Source organism: Streptomyces sp. NPDC020996 (genome assembly GCF_040641355.1).
GTDB lineage: Bacteria > Actinomycetota > Actinomycetes > Streptomycetales > Streptomycetaceae > Streptomyces.
In genome coordinates, this window is record NZ_JBFADM010000048.1 from 36,128 (window position 1) to 58,474 (window position 22,347).

General features: G+C 74.0%; 17 protein-coding genes. 16 read left to right on the forward strand and 1 reads right to left on the reverse strand.

What is annotated here, in order from left to right; genetic code table 11:
• Window positions 1-119 precede the first annotated feature (119 nt).
• The 3 genes from AB0G63_RS27885 to AB0G63_RS27895 are packed head-to-tail and all read left to right on the forward strand — an operon-like array spanning window position 120 to window position 6,201.
• On the forward strand, window positions 120-3,278 hold the full coding sequence (locus AB0G63_RS27885) for a hypothetical protein (protein ID WP_360755515.1): 3,159 nt from the start codon (window positions 120-122) through the stop codon (window positions 3,276-3,278).
• Entirely contained in the window at window positions 3,275-3,979 is a 705-nt protein-coding gene (locus AB0G63_RS27890) for a DUF4255 domain-containing protein (protein WP_360755516.1), read from the forward strand. Before AB0G63_RS27885 ends, AB0G63_RS27890 begins: the two co-directional genes overlap by 4 nt.
• A 17-nt stretch (window positions 3,980-3,996) precedes the next feature.
• Complete coding sequence (locus AB0G63_RS27895; protein WP_360755519.1) at window positions 3,997-6,201, forward strand: ATP-binding protein; 2,205 nt, start codon at window positions 3,997-3,999, stop codon at window positions 6,199-6,201.
• A gap of 168 nt (window positions 6,202-6,369) precedes the next feature.
• Here AB0G63_RS27895 and AB0G63_RS27900 read toward each other — a convergent pair whose 3' ends face one another.
• A complete protein-coding gene (locus tag AB0G63_RS27900) occupies window positions 6,370-8,172 on the reverse strand; it encodes a DUF4157 domain-containing protein (protein ID WP_360755522.1) in 1,803 nt (600 codons plus the stop codon).
• Between the two features lie 245 nt (window positions 8,173-8,417).
• Here AB0G63_RS27900 and AB0G63_RS27905 point away from each other — a divergent pair, with 245 nt between their 5' ends.
• The 13 genes from AB0G63_RS27905 to AB0G63_RS27965 all read left to right on the forward strand — a co-directional run bounded on the left by AB0G63_RS27905 (window position 8,418) and on the right by AB0G63_RS27965 (window position 22,061).
• Entirely contained in the window at window positions 8,418-9,974 is a 1,557-nt protein-coding gene (locus AB0G63_RS27905; RefSeq protein WP_360755525.1) for a phage tail sheath family protein, read from the forward strand.
• A gap of 35 nt (window positions 9,975-10,009) precedes the next feature.
• Window positions 10,010-10,450 (forward strand): phage tail protein, encoded by a 441-nt coding sequence (locus AB0G63_RS27910; protein WP_360755528.1) that lies wholly within the window; start codon window positions 10,010-10,012, stop codon window positions 10,448-10,450.
• Window positions 10,447-10,941 carry a hypothetical protein gene (locus tag AB0G63_RS27915; RefSeq protein WP_360755530.1) on the forward strand — a complete coding sequence of 165 codons (495 nt, stop codon included), beginning with the start codon at window positions 10,447-10,449 and terminating at the stop codon, window positions 10,939-10,941. The genes AB0G63_RS27910 and AB0G63_RS27915 overlap by 4 nt, the downstream gene beginning before the upstream one ends.
• Window positions 10,938-11,096 (forward strand): DUF6760 family protein, encoded by a 159-nt coding sequence (locus tag AB0G63_RS27920; RefSeq protein ID WP_324786165.1) that lies wholly within the window; start codon window positions 10,938-10,940, stop codon window positions 11,094-11,096. The genes AB0G63_RS27915 and AB0G63_RS27920 overlap by 4 nt, the downstream gene beginning before the upstream one ends.
• Before the next feature lie 1,495 nt (window positions 11,097-12,591).
• Window positions 12,592-14,256 carry a hypothetical protein gene (locus AB0G63_RS27925; RefSeq protein WP_360755534.1) on the forward strand — a complete coding sequence of 555 codons (1,665 nt, stop codon included), beginning with the start codon at window positions 12,592-12,594 and terminating at the stop codon, window positions 14,254-14,256.
• A 79-nt stretch (window positions 14,257-14,335) separates the two neighbouring features.
• On the forward strand, window positions 14,336-14,761 hold the full coding sequence (locus tag AB0G63_RS27930) for a phage tail protein (RefSeq protein WP_324786168.1): 426 nt from the start codon (window positions 14,336-14,338) through the stop codon (window positions 14,759-14,761).
• Window positions 14,762-14,823: 62 nt separating this feature from the next.
• Window positions 14,824-15,543, forward strand: coding sequence for a LysM peptidoglycan-binding domain-containing protein (locus AB0G63_RS27935; RefSeq protein WP_360755537.1), 720 nt, complete (start codon window positions 14,824-14,826; stop codon window positions 15,541-15,543).
• Window positions 15,540-17,366 carry a VgrG-related protein gene (locus AB0G63_RS27940; protein WP_360755539.1) on the forward strand — a complete coding sequence of 609 codons (1,827 nt, stop codon included), beginning with the start codon at window positions 15,540-15,542 and terminating at the stop codon, window positions 17,364-17,366. The genes AB0G63_RS27935 and AB0G63_RS27940 overlap by 4 nt, the downstream gene beginning before the upstream one ends.
• Before the next feature lie 101 nt (window positions 17,367-17,467).
• The gene (locus AB0G63_RS27945) at window positions 17,468-17,785 is read left to right on the forward strand and encodes a PAAR domain-containing protein (protein ID WP_360755541.1); all 318 of its coding nucleotides are present in this window, start codon (window positions 17,468-17,470) and stop codon (window positions 17,783-17,785) included.
• The gene (locus AB0G63_RS27950) at window positions 17,785-18,207 is read left to right on the forward strand and encodes a GPW/gp25 family protein (RefSeq protein ID WP_360755544.1); all 423 of its coding nucleotides are present in this window, start codon (window positions 17,785-17,787) and stop codon (window positions 18,205-18,207) included. Before AB0G63_RS27945 ends, AB0G63_RS27950 begins: the two co-directional genes overlap by 1 nt.
• Entirely contained in the window at window positions 18,207-20,168 is a 1,962-nt protein-coding gene (locus AB0G63_RS27955) for a putative baseplate assembly protein (protein ID WP_360755547.1), read from the forward strand. The genes AB0G63_RS27950 and AB0G63_RS27955 overlap by 1 nt, the downstream gene beginning before the upstream one ends.
• Complete coding sequence (locus AB0G63_RS27960; RefSeq protein ID WP_360755550.1) at window positions 20,165-20,752, forward strand: phage tail protein; 588 nt, start codon at window positions 20,165-20,167, stop codon at window positions 20,750-20,752. The genes AB0G63_RS27955 and AB0G63_RS27960 overlap by 4 nt, the downstream gene beginning before the upstream one ends.
• 361 nt (window positions 20,753-21,113) lie before the next feature.
• Window positions 21,114-22,061 carry a zinc ribbon domain-containing protein gene (locus tag AB0G63_RS27965; protein ID WP_360755553.1) on the forward strand — a complete coding sequence of 316 codons (948 nt, stop codon included), beginning with the start codon at window positions 21,114-21,116 and terminating at the stop codon, window positions 22,059-22,061.
• Window positions 22,062-22,347 lie beyond the last annotated feature (286 nt).

Below are 22,347 nucleotides of genomic sequence, written 5' to 3' on the forward strand. Positions count from 1 at the left end.
AAAACACACCGCTCGTTTCCCCCGGGCACGGCTCCGCCGCCCTGCCGCGCCGGTGCGCGGCCGTCGCAGGGTGGCGGGGGCACATCCACGTGCCGCACCAGACCGCGAGGGGGATCTCGATGGGAACCGGTGGCCCCGGCGGGCGGTACCGCCCGGGCAGACTCGGCATGGCGTTGCTGCTGCTCGTCCCACTGCTGGCAGTGGCGGGGGCATCCGGGCAGGGCAGCGCCGAGTCCGCACCGCGTGCCGCGGCGGCGGCAGGCACCGCGGACACCCGGATCGCCTACGCCGGCACCCGGCACCGCAGTCTCGGCCGGGTGACCGGCAGCACCTCCAGCACCCCGCTGTTCGGCGCGGGCCCGGCCCACCAGGACGTCCAGCCGTCCGCCCTCGGCGACCAGGTGGTCTTCGCGAGCCTCCGCGACGAGCGGACCCCGCAGATCTACCTCCGGTCCGCCGACGGCTCCGTACGGCGTCTGACCAGCGGCATGGACGCCGCGCACCCCCGCCTGACCCCGGACGGCGGGTCCGTGGTCTTCGACGCGGCCGAGCCGGGCGGCGCGGGCGGCGGGACCCAGCGCGACCTGTGGCTGGTGCGCACCGACGGCACCGGCCTGACGCGGCTCACCGACACCCCCGCGAACGAGGAGTGCCCGACGGTCTCCCCGGACGGGCGGCGGCTGGCGTACGCGAGCGACACCGATGCCCTGGCCGGGGAGCAGATCTACGTCCGGCCGCTGGCCGGCGGCACCGTCACCCGGGTCACCGACCCCGCGAACGGCACGGCCGCCGACCCGGTGTGGAACCCGGTGGACGACGCCACCCACAGGGACCTGATCGCGTACACGGCCGCCGCGCCCGGACAGTCCGGCCCCAGGCTGAGGGTGACCGACGGGACCACCGACGGGCCGCTGCTGGCGGGCGAGCAGGCGGGCTGGCGTACGCACGGGGCAGCCTGGCTGCCCGACGGGGACGGTGTGCTGTTCCTCAGCCCCGACCGCACGTGTTCCTGCGAGGGCGACTGGGACCATGTGTTCCGGGTGCCCGCGCATTCCGCCGACACCCCTTCGGTGGTGCTCAGCGAGGACCGGGAGGTCTCCTCGGTCACCTGGCTCGGTCCGCTCGACGGCGGCAGTGCGGTGGTCGAGCGCGTCTCGGCGTCCGGCCCGCACGTGGTGACGCTGCAGGACGCCAGGTCGGACGGCTCCGACCCGCGCGATCTGGGGCTGACGATCCTCGAGGAGGACCCGGCGGCCGACACCCACACCGATCCCGCCCAGGACCCGCTGTTCCAGCCCGCGTCCGGGTACGACCCGTGGACCGAGCGGCAGAGCTACACGCCCGACGGCCGCCGGATCGTGGTGACCCGCTTCGAGGACGGCCCGGAAGGCCGTATCGAGCGGATCTGGACGGCGGACGCCGACGGCTCCGGCGCGGCGCCGCTGCCGCTCGCCGGACGCGGAGCGACGGACTGGGACACCGACCCGGCGTTCTCCCCGGACGGCAAGTACCTCGCCTTCACCCGGACCTCGCCGGGCGGCGTCGGCGGGCCCAGCCGCATCCTCGTCGCGGACGTGGCCACCGGCGCGATCACCGGGGAGATCACCCCGCCGGCCGGGGAGCAGACGGGCCGCGACGCCCAGCCCACCTGGTCCTCCGACGGCAGGACCCTGGCCTTCACCCGCAGCGAGGTGATCGACGGCACCGGCGGCAACAAGCACGTCTGGACCGTGCCGGTGGCCCACCTCGACCAGCAGCGCGACCTGAGCGCCGCGATCTGCCCCGGCGCCTGCGAGGTCATCGACGACAGCCCGGCGTTCTCGCCGGACGGGACCGCCGTCGCCTTCAACCGCAAGAGCGGCGGCGGCCGGATCGACGAGCGTGACGGCATCCTCCTGACCTCCCTCACGGGCGACGACTGCCGGGTGCTGACCCCCGCCGCCGCCCGCGACCTGCCCGGCGCCTGCGGCCGGCAGCTGCCGGACACCTCGGCGACCGGCCCGTTCCAGCCGCGTGACGCCGCCTGGACGGCCGACGGCAAGAGCCTGGTGATCAGCTCGCGGGCCGCCGTAGCCGTCAACAGCCCGGAAAAACTGAGCCTGTTGGACGTCGGCTCCGGCGACCTCACTCCGCTCACCGGCAACCTGCCGGGCCGGCAGAAGGAGCCCAGCGTCCAGCAGTCCGTGGACCTCGCCGTGCACGCGCCCGGCACCAGCCCGCAGGTCACGGTCGGCACGTCCGTCACGGTCGGCGTGGACCTGGTGAACCAGGGCCCCGCCGCCTCCCCGGGCACCACCCTGACCATCGTCCCGCCGGCCGGCGTGCAGGTCGCCGGGGCGACCTGGCCCGGCGGCACCTGCGACGCCGCCGCCTACCAGTGCGACGTCGGCGTGGTGCAGCCCGGCGGCACCGTCACGGTGAGCGTCACCCTCACCGGCCTCACCGCCGGCGACCAGCCCGTCGACTGGTCGGTCACCGGCACGGTCCTGGACCCCGAGCCCACCGACAACGCCGGCCGGACCGTGATCCCGGTGCGCGAGGCCACACCCCCGCCCACCCCGACCCCGACGATCCCCATCCCGATCCCGACGGCCCCGCCCCCGACCGTGCCCCCCGAGCCGCCCGCGCCCGACGCCGGACCCGGGGTGCAGGTCACCGCCCAGCCCGACCCGGGCTACGTCGGCGGGCGCGTCGTGGTCACCTACACGGTCCGCAACGGCCGCAACGCGCTGGCGACCGGGCTGCGGCTGCACATCGGCCTGCCCGCGGGCATCCCCGACAACGGCCCGCCGGAGGGCTGCGACCGGTCCTGGGTGTGCGCGCTGCCGGACCTGAAGCCGCGCGCGAGCACCGTCGTCCGGGTCGTCCTGAGCCCCGACAAGGCGCTCACCGGCCGCGTCACCGGCGTGCTCACCACCACCGGCACGGACGCCGACAACAGCGACAACACCGCCAAGCAGCGGCTGCGCATCCTCCAGCCGCGCATCGTCGCGGTGCCGGAGGTCGGCAAGCCCGGCTTCGTCACCTCCGTGCGCGGCAAGGACTTCCCGCCGGGAGCGCCGGTGCGGTTCACCTGGAAGCCGGGCATCACCGCCGCGGCGGCGCCGACGGTCCCCCGTCCCGACGGCACGTTCATCGGCCAGCTGCTCATCCTCGCCAAGGACCAGACCGGTCCGCGCGTCATCACCGCCAAGGGCCCCGGCTTCTCGCCCGTGAAGACCGACTTCCTGGTGGTCAGCGGCAGCATCCAGCCGCCCGACGAGGTGACCCGCCGGTGATCCACGAGGTGGACGAGGGGCTGCGCCGGCTGCTCGGCGAGTCCGGACTGGAGGCGTCGGGCGTCGAGGTGGTCTTCGACGCCCCCACCCGGGACTGGGCGGCCCGCCGCAGCGCCCCCACCGTCTGCGTCTTCCTCTACGACATCCGGGAGGACGCCACCCGGCGCGGCAGCGGCACCGGAGAGGTGTACGACGAGGACGGCCACCTGGTGGCACGGCGCTCCCCGCCGCGCTGGTTCGAGCTGGCGTACCTGGTCACCGCGTGGGCCAACCGCCCGCAGGACGAACACCGCCTGCTCTCGCAGGTGCTGGCGACCCTGGTGGCCACCGGCACGCTGCCCGCCCGCCTGCTCACCGGCACGCTCGCCGAACTCGGCCTGACGGTGGCCCTGGACACCGCCGGGGCCGGGGCGGACGCGCCGTCCGCCGCCGATGTGTGGTCGGCGCTCGGCGGGGAGATGAAGGCATCCCTCCAGGTACGGGTACGGGCGCCGCTCGCCGGGGTGACCAGTGCGACCGCACCGCCGGTCACCGAAGGCCTCGTCGTGCGCTCCGCCGCCCGCAGCCAGGTCGGGGAGACGACGCCGGGCCGCCGGCTGCGCTACCAGGAGGCGACCGACCCGGGCCCGGACGGCTTCGCCGGCCCGCGCGAGCGCGGCCCCGCCCCGGCCCGTCGCCGCCGGGGGGACCGTCAGCCATGACGCACACCATCGAACCCGTGACCACTGACGTCGTATCCGCATCCTCCGAGGCGGAACACCTGTGGTCGCGGCTGAGGCTGGTCGAGGAACGGGTACGCCACGCCGTGGCCGTCCGTCGTGCCGCCGACCCCGACCCCGACGACCCGTACCGCGGCCAGTACCTCACCCCCGACGCGGTCGCCCGCATCCTGGACGAGCCGGGCGGCCTGGCCGTACCCGGGCACGAGCCGTGGCAGCCGTCCGCCGGTTCCGTACTCGACGGCCTCGCCCGGCGGTTCGGCCTGTCCCCGCTGGACCTGGACCTGCTCCTGGTCGCGCTGGCGCCCGACCTCGACGCGCGCTTCGAGCGGCTCTACGGCTACCTCAACGACGACCTGACACGCCGTCGGCCCACGGTCGGGCTGGCCCTGGAACTGTGCGGGCTCGCCGGGGCGGCGCCCGCCCGGTTCCGGCTCGCTCCCGGGGCGCCGCTGATCGAGGGGGGCCTGGTGGTGGTCACCGAGGCCGAACTGCCGCCACTGTCAAGGGTGTTGGTGGTCCCCGACCGGGTCACCGGGCACCTCCTGGGCAGTTCCCGGCCCGACGCCCGGCTCGCGGGGGTGCTCGGCGAGGCCCGCGAGGACCCGACCGCCGAGGCGGCGGAAGTCCACCGCGCGGCGGCCGCGGCCGGCACCGGCGTCGGCCTCGTCCATCTGCGCAGCCGGGGCGGCGACGCGGCGGGGCTGGCCACCGCCGCCCTGCGCGCGGCCGGGCTGCGTCCGCTCGTCCTGGACGCGGTGGCGCTCGCCCGGCGCCCCGGCGACGTACCGGAACTCGCCCGGGTCGCCGCCCGCGAAGCCCGCCTCACCGGCGCCGGGGTCGTCCTCGGCCCGCTGGAGGCGTTGCCCGCGGAACCCGCCGAACGGGCCCGCACGCTCGGGGCCCTGTGCGCGGCGCTGCGGGGGATGCCCCTGCTCACGCACGGCACCGTCGGCTGGGCCCCGGAGTGGGCCGCCGACACCCCGGTCGTCCTGAACGTGCCGGCGCCTTCCCCGGAGCGGCAGGCCGCGCGCTGGCGACACGCCCTCGAACGGGCGGCCGGCAGCGACAACTCCGGTGACGGCTCTCGTGACAGTCACAGCTCCGGCTCCCGTGACAGCCACAGCTCCGGCTCTCGTGACAGTCACAGCTCCGGCTCCGGCTCCCGTGACAGCCACAGCTCCGGCTCCCGTGACCGTCTCGCGACCGGTGACGTCGAGGCGCTCGCCGAGGCGGTCGCCGCGCACCGCCTGGACTCGGGGCAGCTGCACCGGGCCGCCGACGTGGCGGTGCGCACGGCTGCCCTCGCGGGCCGCCCGGTCCGCCCCGACGACCTGCGCACTGCCGTACGCGCCCAGAACGGCGCGGGGCTGGACCGGCTGGCCCGCCGGGTGGAGCCGGGCGTCGGCTGGGACGACCTGGTGCTGCCGCCGTCCACCCACCGTCGGCTGCGCGAACTCGCGCTCCGCGCCCGCCACCGCGAGCAGGTGCTCGGGCAGTGGGGGATGCGTCCCGGCGGCGGCCGGGGACGCGGCGTGATCGCGCTGTTCGCCGGCGAGTCGGGCACCGGCAAGACCATGTCCGCCGAGGTCGTCGCCGCCGACCTGGGCATGGATCTGTACGTGGTGGACCTGTCCACGGTGGTCGACAAGTACATAGGGGAGACCGAGAAGAACCTGGAGCGCATCTTCACCGAGGCCTCGGCGGTCAACGCGGTGCTGCTCTTCGACGAGGCCGACGCGATCTTCGGGAAGCGCTCGGAGGTGAAGGACGCGCACGACCGGCACGCCAACATCGAGTCGGCCTACCTGCTCCAGCGCATGGAGTCCTTCGACGGCATCGCGGTGCTGACCACCAACCTGCGGGCCAACCTGGACGAGGCGTTCACCCGGCGGCTGGACGTGGTGGCCGACTTCCCGGTGCCCGACTCCGGCCGGCGCCTCGACCTGTGGGAGCGCTGCCTGGGCGACCGCCTGCCCCGGGCCGGCGACCTGGATCTCGTGTTCTGCGCCGACCGCTTCGAACTCGCCGGCGGATCCATCCGCGCCTGCGCGGTGACCGCGGCCTACCTCGCGGCCGAGTCCGGCAGCCCGCTCACCATGCGGCAGCTGGTGACGGCGGTCGCCCAGGAGTACCGCAAGCTCGGACGGCTGGTCCTGGAGAGCGAGTTCGGCCCCTACCTGGCGGTGGCCACCGGCGCCTGAGCCCTCGTCCCGGACTGGACCTTTCCGGGCCGTACGACTGTGGCGCGGCAGGCAGGCAGGCGGGCAGGCGCGAGTGCGGCGGTGCACCGCACCCTGTCCGTGCCGTATCCGGCAGTGGTCAACGCGGCGTGGGCAGACGGGGGTCACCGAGAGTGCGCGGCGGGGCGCTCAACGCCGGGAGCCACCGGGGCCGTGGATCTCGCGGTCCCTCTCATGTCCCTCCTGCGCCCAGCCCGCGATCTTCCGCAGTTCGGCCTTCAGCTCGTCCCAGGTCTTGTAGTAGTTGCCGATCGAGCGGATCTCCATCGGGATCACGGTGGAGCCCTCGACCTGGTGCGGGGCGATCTCGTTCATGCCGCCGAACACCTGCTGCTGTGACACGCTCGGCTCGCCCTTCAGGGCCGACTTCGCGTAGGTCTCCAGAGTGACCGGTTCGAGTCCCGCCAGCTGCCTGACGCCGTTGTCGAAGAAGCTCAGTGTCTCGCCCGGATTCTCTGTCTTCTCCTGGTACTCGGCCAGCCGGTCGACGATGCGGTTGTTGTTCCGCTTCAGGTAGGCCTGTATGTCGCTGTCGAGGAGCTGGTACGCGTCGGTGAGCCGTGAGCGGGAGAGGAAGATCGTCTGGTTCTTGATCTGACCGGCGTCCTGGTCCTGCGCGAGGTAGTCGGCCATGGCGGCGACCTGGGTGTAGTAGAGCTGGAGGAAGCCGTCGAGGGAGTCGGTGTCGGTGCGGCCGCGCTTCTTGCCCGTGGTGGACTTCTCGAACTTCTCCAGTTCGGCCGCGGCGAACGGTTTGGCCTGGTTCAGCCGGAACAGGGCTCGGGGCAGGGTCGCCTCTCTGACGTCCGGGGCCTCCGCCCGGTAGTGGTCGAACATCAGGGGGACGCCGGCCAGCGGCACGCCGATGGTGTACTGGACGTAGAGCCCGTCACCGTAGCCCGGCCGCCCGGCCTTCTCCCTGTAGCCCTCGCTGCTGAGCGTCACGTCCTGTCCGCCGGACAGGATCTCCAGGTCCACCGTGGCATCTTCCAGCGACGTCCCGTCGACCGCGCTGTAGAAGTCGTCGCGAACCCTCTTGATCTCCTCGACGATCCGGTCGAGTTCCGCCGGGCCGTCCTCCGCCTTCGACCCCACCACCTGGACGGCGCCGGAGACGAACTCGACGTTGGAGTACGCGCCGGCGTTGTGATCCAGCAGCCTGCTGTCCGAGACGACCGTGAAGTCCTCCTTCTCGCTCTTCGCGAGATTGGTGTCGCCGGCGAGTTTCCGGCCGCTGCGGTCGTTGACCCGCTTGTCCACCTCGACCTCGAACCCCTCCATGCGCTGCACGGGACGCCCGGACGCCGAGGCGGGGACGGCCGGGGCGGTCTGAGCCGCCGCGGGCTCGCCCAGCGGCCGGGCCATCACCCGGGCGGCCGTCGCCTCGGCCTCGCGCTCGAAGCGGTCCGACGGGTCGGAGACCGACACTCCCGCTCCGTTGTCCGTACCGGCGACCGGCCCGCGGCGCTGCTGGATGACGTGCGTCAGCTCGTGGGCGAGCGTATGAGGGTCGCCGCCGCCCTTGCCGATGACCACGTGGTTGCCCGAGGTCCAGGCCCGCGCGCCGAGTTCCGCCGCCGAGCGCCGGGCCGCCTTGCCGGTGTGCAGGCGGACGTCCGAGAAGTCGGCTCCGAGCCTGGCCTCCATCTCGGCCCGGACCGGTTCATCGAGGGGTTTCCCGGCTGAGCGCAGGACCTCGTTCACCCCGCCGGCGTCCGGCTGCTCCGGGGCGGGCGTGGTACGTGCCCGGCGGGCGATCATGCCGGTGGCCGCGGAGTTGCCCGCGCCGCTCTGCGCCGCGCGGAGCGCGGCGGCGGTGAGCGGGGGCGGCACGGCGGCGCCGGCCGAGGGCGTCTCCCGCCGGGCGGCGGCCGGGCCACGCGCCGGCTGCCGGGTCTCGGCCTGCTCGCTCTGCGCCCTGGACGTCCGCATCCGCTGCCTCCTCGTCGGCGCACCCCTGCCGCGGCCCCCAGTGGACCGTGCGGGGCGACGGATCTGCCAGGTCCACGCGGGCACCGGCAGGGCAAAGACGGGTGACGCCCGGACGGCCCGCGGGGGTGCGGAAGGCAGCGGCCCTGCCCCCGTCCAGGTCCGCGGGTCCCTGCCGCCTCGGCGGACCCCCGCGCAGACTCGGCCTGGACACAGGTGACCGACCCGCAGGACGCGAAGGAGCGAGCATGCCGACGTACCTCACCCCGGGCGTGTACGTGGAGGAGGTGCAGTCCGGTGCCCGACCGATCGAAGGGGTCGGCACCGCCGTCGCCGCGTTCGTCGGGTTCGCCGAGAGCGGCCCGTTCCACACGCCGACGCTGGTCAGCAGCTGGGACCAGTACACCCAACTCTTCGGCGGCTTCACCGAGGGCGCCTACCTGCCCCTTTCGGTCTACGGCTACTTCACCAACGGCGGCGGCGCCGCCTACATCGTGCGGATCGGCGGCCGGGCCGAGGACGCCTCCGCCCCGGCGGCGGACGGCGGACGGCGCGCGGACAGGGCGGCGGAGCCGGTGGCCCTCGGCGGCTTCCTGGTCGCCGCCCGGCCGGGCGTCACCGGGGTGACGGTCGAGGTCGCCGACGCGGACGGCGAGAACCCGCCGGAGGACCGCTTCAAGCTCCTGGTCCGACAGGGCGACCAGGTGGTGGAGACGTACGAGGCCTCCACCCGCAAGAACGTCAAGGGTTACCTGGTCACCCAGGCTCGCGCCTCCAAGCTGATCCAGGTCACCGAGCAGCAGGGCGCCGCGCAGAGCAGGCCCGCCGCCCAGACCCTGGCGGTGCCCGACGCCCCGGCCGCGCCCGCCGCGAACGGCTCCGGCGAGGTCGCCCGCCTCGACGCGGCCGAGTACGTCGGCGACGCCGCCGCCCGCACCGGGTTCGGCGGCCTGGAGACCATCGACGAGATCACCATGGTCGCGGTGCCCGACCTGATGAGCGCCTACCAGCGCGGCGACATCGACGCCGAGGGCGTGCGCACCGTGCAGCTCGCGGTCATCTCGCACTGCGAGCAGATGGGCGACCGCGTCGCCGTCCTGGACACCCCGCCCGGCCTGGGCGCCCAGCAGGTGCGCGCCTGGCGCAACGACGAGGCCGGCTACGACTCCCGGTACGCCACCCTCTACTACCCCTGGGTGCGCGTCTTCGACCCGGCCGCCGGACGCAACACCACCGTCCCGCCGAGCGGTCACATCGCCGGCGTCTGGGCGCGCAGCGACGCCGAGCGCGGTGTGCACAAGGCGCCCGCCAACGAGGTGATCCGCGGCGCGGTGGACCTCGAAGTCCGGCTCAGCAAGGGCGAACAGGACCTGCTGAACCCGATCGGCGTCAACTGCGTACGGGCCTTCCCCGGCCGCGGCATCCGCGTCTGGGGCGCCCGCACCCTCTCCTCCGACCCGGCCTGGCGCTACCTCAACGTGCGCCGCCTCTTCAACTACCTCGAAGAGTCGATCCTGTTGGGCACCCAGTGGGTGGTCTTCGAACCGAACGACGACCGGCTGTGGTCGAGCATCCGGCGCAACGTCACCGCGTTCCTCACCGAGGAGTGGCGCCGGGGCGCGCTGTTCGGCCGTACCGCCGAGGAGGCGTTCTACGTGAAGTGCGACCGCGACAACAACCCGCAGGAGTCCATCGACCAGGGCCGCGTGGTCTGCGAGATCGGCGTCTCACCGGTCAAGCCCGCGGAGTTCGTGGTGTTCCGCCTGGCCCAGTTCTCCGACAGCACCAGCCTCATCGACGAGTGACCCGCGGGTTCAGCAAGGGAAGGTGACAGACAGTCATGGCAGAGGGCGATGCTCTTTCCACCCACGTCTTCGGCGTACAACTGGGCGGCTACCGGGTCGAGTCGATCCAGGAGATCAGCGGACTGACCGTCGAGGAAGACGTCGTGGAGGTCAAGCAGGTCAGCGACCGGGGCATGCAGATCATCCGCAAGCAGCCCGGCGCCCGGCAGGCCGGCGAGGTGACGATCACCCGGGGACTCGACAAGAGCAGCGAGTTCACCAAGTGGATCAAGGAGACCCTGAACAAGGGCGCCGTGTCCTCCGCACGGCAGAACCTCACCATCGAGATCATGGACTCCGAGCTCAACACGGTCCGCCGCATCCAGTTGATGCAGGGCTGGGTGTCCCGGTGGGAGGGCCCGTCGCTGAAGGCGGGGGAGTCGTCTCCGGCCACCGAGTCCGTGACGATCGTGTTCGAGGAGATCACCGTCGAATGAGGCGTCGTACGGTCACGGCGGGCAACCTGGACGAGATCCTCGCGATGACGGCGCCCGCCCAGGCCGCGGAGCAGGCGGCGGAGACCCCCGCCGCCGCCCCGCCGCCACGGGAGGACCACGGGCTGCGCACCGAGTTCGAGTTCGAACTGCCGCGCGGCTACGTGGACGAGGCGGGCACGGTGCACCGGCACGGCGCGATGCGCCTGGCCACCGCCCGTGACGAGCTGCGTCCGCAGATCGACCTGCGGGTCAAGGAGAACCCGGCGTACCTGAGCGTGGTGCTGCTGGGCCAGGTGATCACCCGGCTCGGCACGATCACCGACGTGCACGCCGGGATCGTGGAGCGGATGTACGCCACCGACGTCGCCTTCCTCCAGGACTTCTACCGCCGGATCAACAGCGAGGGCCACACCCGCGCCGCGGTGACCTGCCCGCACTGCGAGGGCGGCTTCGAGGTCGACCTCTCGGGTGGGCGCCTGGGGGAATCGTGACGTACGCCCTTCCCCGGCTCCGGGAGGAGGTCGCGTACATCGCCTATCACTTCCACTGGCCGCGTGAGGAGATCCTCGACCTGACGCACGACGAGCGGCGGCAGTGGGTGGCCGAGATCGCCCGTATCAACACCCGTGTGAACGAAGGCGGTTGAGGACATGGCATGGCGGGACTGGTTGCGTCGCCGGGCCGCAGGGGACGGCCAGTCCGGCGCGCGCCCGGGCCGCAGGGCGCCCGGCGACGCGGGGTCCTCCGTGTCCGGCGTGTCCGGCGGTCAGGACTCCTCCGGGGCGCCGGGCGATCCGGGGTCCTCGGCGCCCGGCGGCGTGGGTCCTTCCGTGCCCGGCGGCCCGGGTTCCTCCATGCCGGGTGGCGTGGGTCCTTCCGTGCCCGGCGGCCCGGGTTCCTCCATGCCGGGTGACGCGGGTCCTTCCGTGCCCGGCGACTGGGACGGGGGATGGCGCCGCACCGCCGTGCCTCGACTCACCTTGTCCCGCGCCCCGCTCGGGGTCAGCGACGGCCTCGCCTTCCGCGCGGGCCTGGCCTCCTGGCAGAACCCCTCCTTCGACAGCGGCCTCGGTCACGCGCTGCTCCCGGCCGCCCCGGCCGGCCTGGTGCGCGGTGTCACCCGCCCGGCGGCTCCCCGGCCCACCCACGCCGCCGGGGGACCACTGCTGCTCAGGGCACTGCGGCCGGAGTCGGCGGACAGCGCGGAGGACGGGGCCCCGGCATCCGGGACCCCGGACGGGCGGACGGCCGCCCCGACACCGCCGGTCGCCCGCCGGACGGGCTCGGCGGACCGTGAGGCCGGTCCGGCGGAGGCCGTCTCGGGCTCGTCCTCCGTCGTACGGCCCTCCGGCGGCGGTTCCGATGACAACAGGGCTCCGGGTGAGGGGCGTTCGCGTGACGACGCTCCCCAAACCCGTGGTCTCACGCCCTCGAACTCCTCTCCGGCCGTGCTCTCCCCGTCGGTTCGCGTAGCCCGACGGGCCGAGCGGCCGGGCGCCGGCCCGGTCGTGGCCCCGGCCGACACCGGTGGCCAGCCGGCCGTCTCCACGACTCCCCTCGTCCGACGTGTGGCGGTGGTTCCGCCCGCGGTCGCCGACGGGGCCGCGAGCCGGGCCGCCTCTGAGACACCGCCCGGCGCGTCCGGGCCGGACTCCGGCCGTGGATCCCGGGCTTCGGCCGGTTCCGGGGGCCGTACGCCTGCGGCCCCGGCCGTCCCACGCGCCACCGAGCGAGCGACGGCACCCCGGCCCGCCCGCTCCGGCGGCGAGGCGTCCCGCCCCGCCGTCCAACGTGCCGCGACGGAGACGACCGGGCCCGAGCCCGTTCGCCAGGGCGCGCGGTCGGAGGCTTCCGGTGCCACCGGCCCGACCGAGGGCCGACCGGCAGTTGCAGTCCGGATCGGCCCGTCGGGGCCCCGGCTGACGGTCGCCCGGCGCCCGGCCGGACCTGTACGCCGTGTCGCCGCGGTGCGGCCCTCCGCCGTCCCGGCGCCCGACACCGCCACCATTCCCGTCGCCTCCGGTACGGCGGCACCGCCTCGTAAGAGCGCGGGCTCCACCGCCCCCGTACAGCGCACCGCCGCACCTGAGGGCAGCCGCCCGCCCCTCGGCGCCCCACTGAGCGAACTGCCCGCCACGGCAATGCCGTTGCCGCAGGACGCCACCGTCACCAGTGCCGCAACCGGTGCCGCGACCACGTCCGGCCCGACGCTGCCCGTCGTCCAGCGCCAGGCCGACACCCCGGGGCCGGACGACAGCGGTACGGGCGGCGGGAAGGGAACGACCCCCGCGCCCCCGGCCGACGCCCCCCGTCGGACCTCCGCCCCCGGCGACACCGGCGCCCGCGCCCGCGGCGGCCTGGGCGCGCCCCTGCCCGCGCTGCCGCCGAGCGCCGAGCTGCCCGGTGCGGCCCCGTCCGGTGCCCGCGCCCCCCGTATGGCGTCCGGCCCGGACGTCCAGCGTGCTCCGGTACGTCAGGTCCAGAACTCCGCGACCGCTCCGGTGGTGCCGCCCGCCGGTGCCTCACCCCGCGCGCCGGGCGCGGACGCCCCGCTGCTGGGGGCGGCCGATGTCCAGCGCCGCCTCACGGACGACTCCTCCACGGTGAGCACCACCGAGGCAGCTCCCGCGGAGCACGCGCACGGGACCGCCACGCCGCTGGTGACACCGCCCCCGGCCGCCGCGGCCGACCGCCCGGCACCGGCGGGCGCGCCGGCCACGGAAGGCGCGGCAGGAAACACCCGACGCCCCGGCACGACATCCGGTGGGCCGGACTCCGGCGGAACGGGCTCCAGCAGGCAACGGTCCCAGGACTCCGCCGCCCCGGCCCCGGTGGTCGTGGCCAGGGCCGTGGCCAGGGCCGTGGCCTCGGGCACCAGCGGCGCCCGGCCCGCCGGCCCGGCAGGCCGACCGTACCCGCTCACCGTGACCCGCTCCGCAACACACTCCGCCATGGCCGAGCCCCACACCCTGGCGCTGCTCGCCGCCCGCCCCCTCACCCTGAGCACCCGGACCCCGGAAGGAGCGGCATCGCCCGCCGCCGCCCGCTCCGGTGGCCGTCCCGTGGTGGCGGCGCGCTGGCCTGCCGCACCGGGTGCCTCCCCGGGCGACACCACGTCGAGCACCGCACCGGCCGCCGGGGACTCCGGGCACCCGGCGCCCCGCCCGTCCGCCCCCGCCCCCGCGTCGGCGCGGCCGCAAGTCCAGCGGACCACGACCGCGCACCTCGGACCCCAGGTCCCCCAGGTCCCCCAGGTCCCCCAGGTCCCCCAGGTCCCACAAGGCAAGGACACGGGCGCACGAATGACCGCCACCCCCGCAGCTCCCGTGCAGCGCGTCCCGGTGGTCCGTCCCGCGCAGCTCCGCCCGGCGACAACCGCCGTACCGGCGAAGCCCCTGCCGGTGACCGCCCCGCAGGCCCCGCCGCCCTCGGACCGCCCGTCGGTCACGGCGGCACCGGCGGCCGTCCCCGTGGTCCGGCCACGGATCGTCGCGCCGGGCCCTGGGCCGACTACGGGCCCGGCGACCCCCGTTCAGCGCGACACCACCGGCACGGGCGGTGCCGACCTGCTCAAGGGCGTACCGGGCGTACAGGTCAAGGAGGTACCGGCACGCGGCCGGTCGCAGCCGTCCGCCGGGTCTGCCACGGCTTCGGCCGCCCGCCACCCCGAGACCCATCAGGACGACCCCGGCCTCGACCTCGACGACCTGGCGCGCCGCCTGCTCGACCCCGTGTCGCGACTGCTGCGTACCGAACTGCGGCGCGGCCGCGAACGCACCGGCCGCCCCTACGACGGACGCCGCTGAGGCCACGCGACGGGCGAAGACCGCCCGACTGATGACCGATGACCGATGACCGACTGACCGACGGACGAGTGACGGACGCATGACCGACAGCATCTTCGCGACCAGCGTGTTCTTCCGGCTCGCGATCGGCGGCAACGACCTGGGCGCCTTCCACACCTGCTCCGGCATGGGCGCCGAGGTCGAGATGGAGACGTACGCCGAAGGCGGCAACAACGGCTTCACCTGGCAACTGCCCGGCCGCGTGACCTGGTCGAACATCACGCTCACCCGGCCGGTCACCGCCGACACGGCGAAGATCGCCCGCTGGCTCGACGAGACGCTGAAGCGGGTGGAGCCCAAGGACGGCGAGATCGCGGCGCTGAGACCGGACCTGACCCGGATCATCAGCTGGCAGGTGCTCGGGATCGTCCCGGTGCGCTGGCAGGGCCCGTCCTTCGACCCCGCCGACTCCCGGGCGGCGGTGGAGACCCTGGAGATCGCCCACCAGGGCCTGCGCCCGTCCTGAACCGCTCTCCCTCACCCACCCGTTCACCGGCACACGTCCGTTCCCCGGAAGGAGGTCCCGCCGTGTCCCCAGCCCGCACCAGCCGAACCAGGGCCCAGCTGACCCTGAAGGAGCCCCCGGCCTCCGTGGGCGCGAAACCCGGCGGGACGATCGCGCGGCTGAACCTGCAGTTCAACCCCTCCACCCTGCAACTGCGCAAGACCACCGAGTGGCGGCGGTCCCCCTCGCGGATGGCGGGGCAGTCGGCGCTGCCCGAGTTCGTCGGCAGCGGCCCGCGCCAACTGAGCCTCGAGGTGTTCCTGGACGCCACCGCCACCCACGACAACTCCGTGGAGCTGGCGGTGGAGAAGCTGATGAAGGCATGCGTGCCGACCCCGGCGAGCCTCGGCCGCAAGAAGCCGGCCAGCCCGTGGGTCCGGTTCGAGTGGGGCACGGCGCGGACGACGTCGTTCGACGGTGTGCTCTCCAGCCTGTCGGTGACGTACACGCTGTTCGACGTGGACGGAAAGCCGCTGCGGGCCACCTGCGCGCTGTCCATCGAGGAGGCGAGCGTCGACGCGCCGGGCCAGAACCCGACGTCCGGCGCGCGCACCGGCCGCAGCACGCACACCCTCGTGGCGGGCGACAGCCTGGCGCTGCTGGCCTGGCGGGAGTACGGCGACGCGACGGCCTGGCGGGTCATCGCGGAGGCGAACGACATCGACGACCCGATGGCTCTCGTGCCCGGCACCGAACTGGTGGTGCCGGGGCTGCGCGACACGGGCGCTGAGGAGGATCAGTGACCACACCCGAGGCGCGCGGCGGCCGTTCGTTCGCGGCGGACCCCGTCGTGGAGGCGCCCGGCGAACTCCCGCAGATCTGGGCCGCCCAGCTGGTGAGCTGCGTGGTGGACGAGAACGTCGGCCTGCCGGACGCGGCGGTGCTCACCTTCCGCGACCCCGACCACGAGTTCCTGCAAGCCACCGGCATCACCATCGGCACCCCGCTCAAGGTGTCGGTGGTGACCGTGTCCGGGCAGGTGCGCGAGCGGCTGTTCAGCGGCGAGGTGACCGCCCTGGAGCTGGACCGGGACCGCACCGGCTCCTTCACGGTCGTGCGCGCCTACTCCAAGGCGCACCGCCTCCAGCGGGGCCGCAAGGTGGTGGCGTACCGCGACATGTCGGCGGCGGAGATCGTCCGCAAGGTGGCCGCCGGGGCCGGGCTGGCCTGCGGCAGGGTCGAAGCAGCGCCGGTCACCTACCGGCAGCTGTCGCAGGCGAACGTGTCCGACTGGGACTTCCTGCAGTTCCTGGCGGGGGAGAACGGCGCTCAGGTGCGCGTCGACGACAAGGGGCTGCTGCAGTTCACCAGGCCGCAGAAGGCGTCCGGCGCGCCCGCGCCGTCGACCCCGGCCACCCGGAACCCCATGGTGCTGGAGTACGGGCGCAACCTGCTGGCGCTGCGGGCCTCGCTGTCGGCCGCGGACGGCGCGGCCCAGGTGGAGGTGCGCGGCTGGGACGTCACCACGAAACGGCCGCTGGTGGCCCGCAAGGCGTCGGTGACCAGTGGCACGGTGGTGCCGGGACTGAGTCCGACGGCGGGCGCCTCCCGGTTCGGCAGGTCGACGAAACTGACCGTCACGGACACCCCGTACCGCACCCAGGCCGAGACGAAGGCGGTCGCGGACGCCGCCGCCGCTCACGTCAGCGCCGGATTCGCGGAACTGGAGGCGGAGGCCGAGGGCAACCCCAGGCTACGGGCGGGCAGGCCGGTGGCGCTCGGCAACGTCGGGCAGGACTTCTCCGGCCGGTACACGGCGACCGCGGTGCAGCACGTCATCGAACCGCACGGCGGCTACCGGACCACGGTGTGGGTCAGCGCCAGCCCGGACCGCTCCCTGACCGGCCTGGTGACCGGGGCGAACGCGCCGAGCCGCGGCCCGCGCATCCCCGGTCTGGCGATCGGCGTGGTGACGGACGTACGCGAACCGGGCGGCGCCCAGAACGGCGCCGTGCGGCTGAAGTTCCCCTGGCTGGACGACACTTACGTCACCGACTGGGTGCGCACCGTGCAGTGGGGCGGCAAGGGCGGCGGAGGCGTGGTCAGCCCCGAGGTCAACGACGAGGTCCTGGTCGGCTTCGAACAGGGCCTGCTGGACAGCCCGTACGTCATCGGCGGCCTCTACAACGGCGTGGACCAGCCCTCCCCGCACGACGTCCCGCTCATCGACAGGACCACCGGGAAGGTCAACCGCCGTTCCGTCGCGTCGCGTTCGGGACACCGGGTGGAACTGCTGGACGCCGCCGCCCCGGGCCCGTCCGGACTGAGACTCGTGACCGGCGACGAGCGCCTGGAAGTACGCCTCGACGACCGGCGGGACCGGATCGAGCTGACGGTGAACGCCGGGCGGGGCAGCCCCCTCACCTCCGTCGTGCTCGACGGCACCGGCATCACCCTGGACGCGCGGCAGGGCAACGTGACCGTCAAGGGCCGGCAGGTGGACGTGGAGGCCACGGCCGCGGTCCGGATCGACGGCGCCTCGGTGAAGGTCACGGGCAGGACGGACGTCACCATCGACGGCGGCCTGCTGGGCGTCCTCAAGGCCAAGCTGCTCCGCATCAACTGAGGCGAGCCCGAATCCGTAACCGATGACCGATGACCGATGACGGATGACGGATGACCGATGACCGATGAGCGATGACCGATGAAAGATGAAAGGAGCACCGCATGCCGGCCGCAGCCCGTTCCGGTGACCCCACCAACCACGGCGGCGTGATCGCCACGCCGCCGCCCGGCGCGGCCGCGGCGGTAGCGAGCGTGCTCATCGGCGGCCGTCCCGCCGCCGTAGTGGGCAGCCTGCACACCTGTGCCATGCCACCGCACCTGGCCCTCGGACCCGGCAACGTGATCATGCCCGACCCGGCCGCCCTCGCCTCGGGCCAGGTCCTCATCGGCGGGCTGCCGGCCGCCCGGATGCGCGACAAGACCACGTGCGGCGCGATGATCTCGGCCGGCGACCCGACCGTGCTGATCGGGGGCGTGTGATGAGCGAGCGGTTCATCGGCCGCGGCTGGGGCTTCCCGCTGCGGGTAGGGCCCACCGGCGGGATCGGCATGGTCGAGCGGGAACGGGAGATCGAGGAGGCGATCCGCCTGGTCCTGGGCACCGCGCCCGGCGAACGCCCGATGCGCCCCGAGTTCGGCTGCGGCATCCACGACTACGTCTTCGCGCCCGGCGACGGCGCCACCGCCGGACGTATCGCGCAACAGGTGCGCGAGGCCCTGGAACGGTGGGAGCCGCGCATCGCCGTGGACGACGTGGTGGTCGCCTACGACGCCGTCGAGGACGGCACCCTCTACATCGACGTGCACTACACCCTGCGATCCACCAACGACCGGCGCAACCTGGTCTTTCCCTTCTACACGATCCCCTCCGAGGAGGGGGCCGAGGAACGGGGCGCCGGCTGATGACCCTGCCCTCCCCCAACCTGGACGACCGGCGGTTCCAGCAACTCGTCGACGAGGCGAAGCGGTACGTGCAGCAGCGCGCCCCGGAGTGGACCGACCACAACGTCTCCGACCCCGGCGTCACCCTCATCGAGACGTTCGCCTACCTCGTGGACCAACTGCTGTACCGGCTGAACCGGGTCCCGGACAAGAACTACACCGCGTTCCTCGACCTGCTCGGCATCCGCCTGTTCCCGCCGGCCGCGGCGGTGGCCGAGGTCGACTTCTGGCTGTCGGCACCGCAGCCCGACACGGTGACGCTTCCCGCGGGCACCGAGGTGACCACGGCGGGCGGCGAGAGCGACGAGGCCGTGGTGTTCACGACCACCGACGAACTGCGCATCATCCCATCCGAGTTGACGCGCCTGGTGACCGCCCCCCGCACCGGCGAGCAGACCGACCGGACCGGGGAGCTGGCCGAGGGCCGCCACATACCCGTCTTCCAGGCGGCGCCCCAGCCCGGCGACGCACTGCTGTTCGGCCTCCCCGCGGCGGTGCCGCGCTGCGTCGTCGCGGTGCGCCTGGACAGCCGCGTCGAAGGCATCGGCGTGGACCCCCGCCAGCCCCCGCTGGTGTGGGAGGCGTGGGACGGCGGCGGCTGGCAGCTGTGCGAGACCGGCGAGGACACCACCGGCGGCCTGAACCGGCCCGGCGAGGTCGTCGTGTACGTACCGCCCGGGCACACGGCGTCGGTGATCGGCGGGACCCGGGCCGGCTGGCTGCGCTGCCGGGTCACCGAGGCGGAGCCGGGCCAGCCGTTCTACTCGGAGTCCCCGACGGTGCGCGAGGCGTCGGTGTTCACCGTGGGCGGCACCATGTCCGTCGAACACGCCGAGACCGAGACCGACGTACCGCTCGGCACCTCCGAGGGGGTCCCCGGCCAGACGTTCCGGCTCGGCCGCCCGCCCGTCCTCCTCGACGGCGAACCCCCGGTGCTGGAGGTGTCCTCACCCGAGGGCTGGCAGCGCTGGCACGTCGTGGACCACTTCGGCCGCTCCGGCCCCGCCGACCGCCACGTCCAAGTCAACGCCACCACCGGCGAGTTCACCTTCCCACCCGCGCTGCGCGAACCGGACGGCACACTGCGCCAGTGCGGCGCCGTACCGCCCAAGGGCGCCCGGATACGGGTGGCCCGCTACCGCACCGGCGGCGGCCCGGCCGGCAACGTCGCCCGCGGCGCGATCTCCGTACTGCGCAGCTCCGTCCCGTACGTGGCGCGGGTCGTCAACCGGGAGGCGGCACGCGGCGGCGTCGCCGGCGAGACCGTCTCCAACGCCAAGCTGCGGGCTCCGGACGCCCTGCGCATACAGGAACGCGCGGTCACGGCCGAGGACTACGAGATCATCAGCCGCCAGGCCGCCCCCTCGGTACGCCGGGTCCGTTGCCTGCCCGCCGCCGACGGCCCGGGCGCGGTGCGGGTCCTGGTGGTGCCGGACGCGGTGGCCGACGAGGGCGACGACCGTCTCCGCTTCGAGCAGCTCATCCCCTCCGACCAGGTGCTCCGGGCGATCACCGCGAGCCTCGACGAACGCCGCCTGATCGGCACCCGCCTCGTCGTCGAACCGCCGGTCTACCAGGGCGTCACCGTGGTCGCCAGGCTCGCGGCGGCCCCGGCCGACACCGACCGCGTCCGCGACGCGGCACTCGCCGCGCTGTTCCGCCACCTCAACCCGCTGGTCGGCGGCCCCGACGGCACCGGCTGGCCCTTCGGACGACCGGTCCAGTACGGCGACGTCTTCGGCGTCCTCCAACGCGCCACCGGCAACGCCCTGGTCGAGGAGATCCGGCTGTTCCCCGCCGACCCGATCACCGGTCGACGCGGCGCACCGACGGACCGCATCGACGTGGCGCCGGGCGCGCTGGTCTTCTCGCACCAGCACCAGGTGGTCGTCACGGCCGTGGAGCCGGAGGCACGCGGATGAGCCGCGCCGCGATACCCGGCCTCCCGAGCCGGCACCCGATCGGCGAGCAACTCCCCGCCCTCTACGCCGACGACGACTTCGCGCAACGCTTCACCGCCGGACTCGACACCGTCCTCGCCCCGGTCTTCGCCACCCTCGACAACCTGCCCGCCTACCTCGATCCCCGGCTGACCCCGCCCGACTTCCTCGCCTGGCTCGCGTCCTGGGTCGGCGCAGCACACGACCCCCGCTGGCCGCTGCAACGCCGCCGCGAGGCAGTGCTCCGAGCCGTGGAACTCCACCGCTGGCGCGGCACCAGACGCGGCCTGACCGAAGCCCTCCGACTCACCCTCGGCGTCCACGCCGAGGTCACCGGCGACGGCACCGCCGTTTGGTCCAACACCCCCGGCACCGACCTCCCCCCGGAACCTCCCGCCGAGATCCTGGTCCGCGTGTGGTTGGCCGGCGAGGCACGCCCGGACCCGGCCCGCATCCGCGAGGTCGTCAACACCATGTGCCCAATACACACCACCTGCCGCCTGGAAATCCTCCCCGGCCCGCCCACCACCGATCCCACCGACGACCCCACCGACGAAGGAAGGTGACGCCATGCGCGCCTGCCCCGCGTGCGGGGCGTCCAACGCCCCCACAGACGACTTCTGCGGCAACTGCGGCACGTACCTGGGCTGGTCGAACAGCACGCCCCCTCCGAGCACGTCAGCTCCGGACCCGGCGTCTCCGGAAACGTCACCGGAGCAACCGACACCAACCACACCCCCGGAGCCGTCCACCCCCGACACGCCCTCCCCACCGTCGGCTCCGGATCCGACATCCCCCGCTCCCGGCCACGGCCCGTCCCTGCGTACGCGACTGACGGGCCGCGACCGCAGCGAGGCGCGGAGGACGACCCCGGAGCCTGCCGCGGACCCACGCTCCGGGGACAGCGACAGCGGTACCGGGGACTCCGTGCCCGCCTCCGCCCCGGACGCGACGACGAGCCCCGCCCCCCACCCGCCTGCCGCTGACGACAGCCCCACCCGCACCGCCGATGCCCCCCGCACCGCCGAAGCCGCCCCCACCCCCGAGCCGCCGACTCCCGCGCCCATCCGCCCCGTTGAACCCATCCAGCCCGTCGATCCCATCCAGGCCGTGCGCCCCGCGAAGCCGGTGGCTCCCCGCCCCGTCGTACGCCCCGTTGAAGTGCCCGACGAGGTGGCAGGCGTGCCCTGCCCCTCCTGCGGTACTCCCAATTCGCCGGACCGCCGCTTCTGCCGCCGTTGCGCGGCCCCGCTGACCCCCGCCGCGCAGCCCGAACCGCTGCCCTGGTGGCGGACCATGTGGCCGTTCCGCCGCAAAGCAAGGGCGAGTTCGGGCCGGGCTGTCCGCTTCCTGGTGATCACGGCCGTGGTCTTGGCGCTGTGCGCCGGCGGTCTCCTGCTGCTCCCCGCCGGACGCGCGCTGTTCCAGGACACCAGGGACAAACTGGGTAAGGCCCAGCCCATTACCCCGGTGGGCATCAAGGCGAGCGCCGAGTCCCCCCGGCACCCGGCGAAGAACACCACGGACGGGCTGAGCAACAGCTACTGGGGCGCACCCGCGCCGGGCGCCTCGGTGACATACACCTTCCGCAAGCCGTTCCGCCTGGTGGACCTGATCATCACCAACGGCCCGTCCGCGGATGCGGAGAGGTACACCCGCGAGGCGCGCGCCCTCCAGATGGACCTGGAGGTGACGACCCAGGACGGCGAGAAGCAGCACAAGCAACTCACCCTCAGCGACAAACCCGGCCCCCAGACCATCCCCACCGGCATCAGCGACGTAAAGACGGTACGCCTGACCCTGCGCTCACCCGTGAGTCTGACCTCTGGCCGTCACCTGGCCCTGGCAGAGATCGAGTTCTTCCAACGAAGCTGATCCTTTCTCCCGCACGTGTGCACCGGCCTGGTCATCCCGTTCGGCTCGCCCGTCCGCTGCCTCCGACGGGGTCACGCTGGCATAGGAGGCGAGCAAACACCTAAGTAAGTTTCAATCTACGTAATATCGAAACTGCTTCTCGCTGATGGAGGCGTTGCAGTCCTATGATCGGCCATTCTTCGGGCGGGCGGCGAATAGGACCGTACGGCCGCTGCACCCGGGCGATGCGCAGGCCATGACCCGGCTGGATGCGGCGGACGCGGTAGACGTGCTGCTGATCACGGCA

What these genes read in the sequence shown, in the direction of transcription:
- AB0G63_RS27925 (WP_360755534.1), top strand. Translation starts at nt 12,592, where the DNA reads ATGCCGTTGCCGCAGGACGCCACCGTCACCAGTGCCGCAACCGGTGCC.
- AB0G63_RS27915 (WP_360755530.1), top strand. Translation starts at nt 10,447, where the DNA reads ATGAGGCGTCGTACGGTCACGGCGGGCAACCTGGACGAGATCCTCGCG.
- AB0G63_RS27945 (WP_360755541.1), top strand. Translation starts at nt 17,468, where the DNA reads ATGCCGGCCGCAGCCCGTTCCGGTGACCCCACCAACCACGGCGGCGTG.
- AB0G63_RS27950 (WP_360755544.1), top strand. Translation starts at nt 17,785, where the DNA reads ATGAGCGAGCGGTTCATCGGCCGCGGCTGGGGCTTCCCGCTGCGGGTA.
- AB0G63_RS27955 (WP_360755547.1), top strand. Translation starts at nt 18,207, where the DNA reads ATGACCCTGCCCTCCCCCAACCTGGACGACCGGCGGTTCCAGCAACTC.
- AB0G63_RS27910 (WP_360755528.1), top strand. Translation starts at nt 10,010, where the DNA reads ATGGCAGAGGGCGATGCTCTTTCCACCCACGTCTTCGGCGTACAACTG.
- AB0G63_RS27930 (WP_324786168.1), top strand. Translation starts at nt 14,336, where the DNA reads ATGACCGACAGCATCTTCGCGACCAGCGTGTTCTTCCGGCTCGCGATC.
- AB0G63_RS27900 (WP_360755522.1), bottom strand. Translation starts at nt 8,172, where the DNA reads ATGCGGACGTCCAGGGCGCAGAGCGAGCAGGCCGAGACCCGGCAGCCG.
- AB0G63_RS27885 (WP_360755515.1), top strand. Translation starts at nt 120, where the DNA reads ATGGGAACCGGTGGCCCCGGCGGGCGGTACCGCCCGGGCAGACTCGGC.
- AB0G63_RS27960 (WP_360755550.1), top strand. Translation starts at nt 20,165, where the DNA reads ATGAGCCGCGCCGCGATACCCGGCCTCCCGAGCCGGCACCCGATCGGC.
- AB0G63_RS27905 (WP_360755525.1), top strand. Translation starts at nt 8,418, where the DNA reads ATGCCGACGTACCTCACCCCGGGCGTGTACGTGGAGGAGGTGCAGTCC.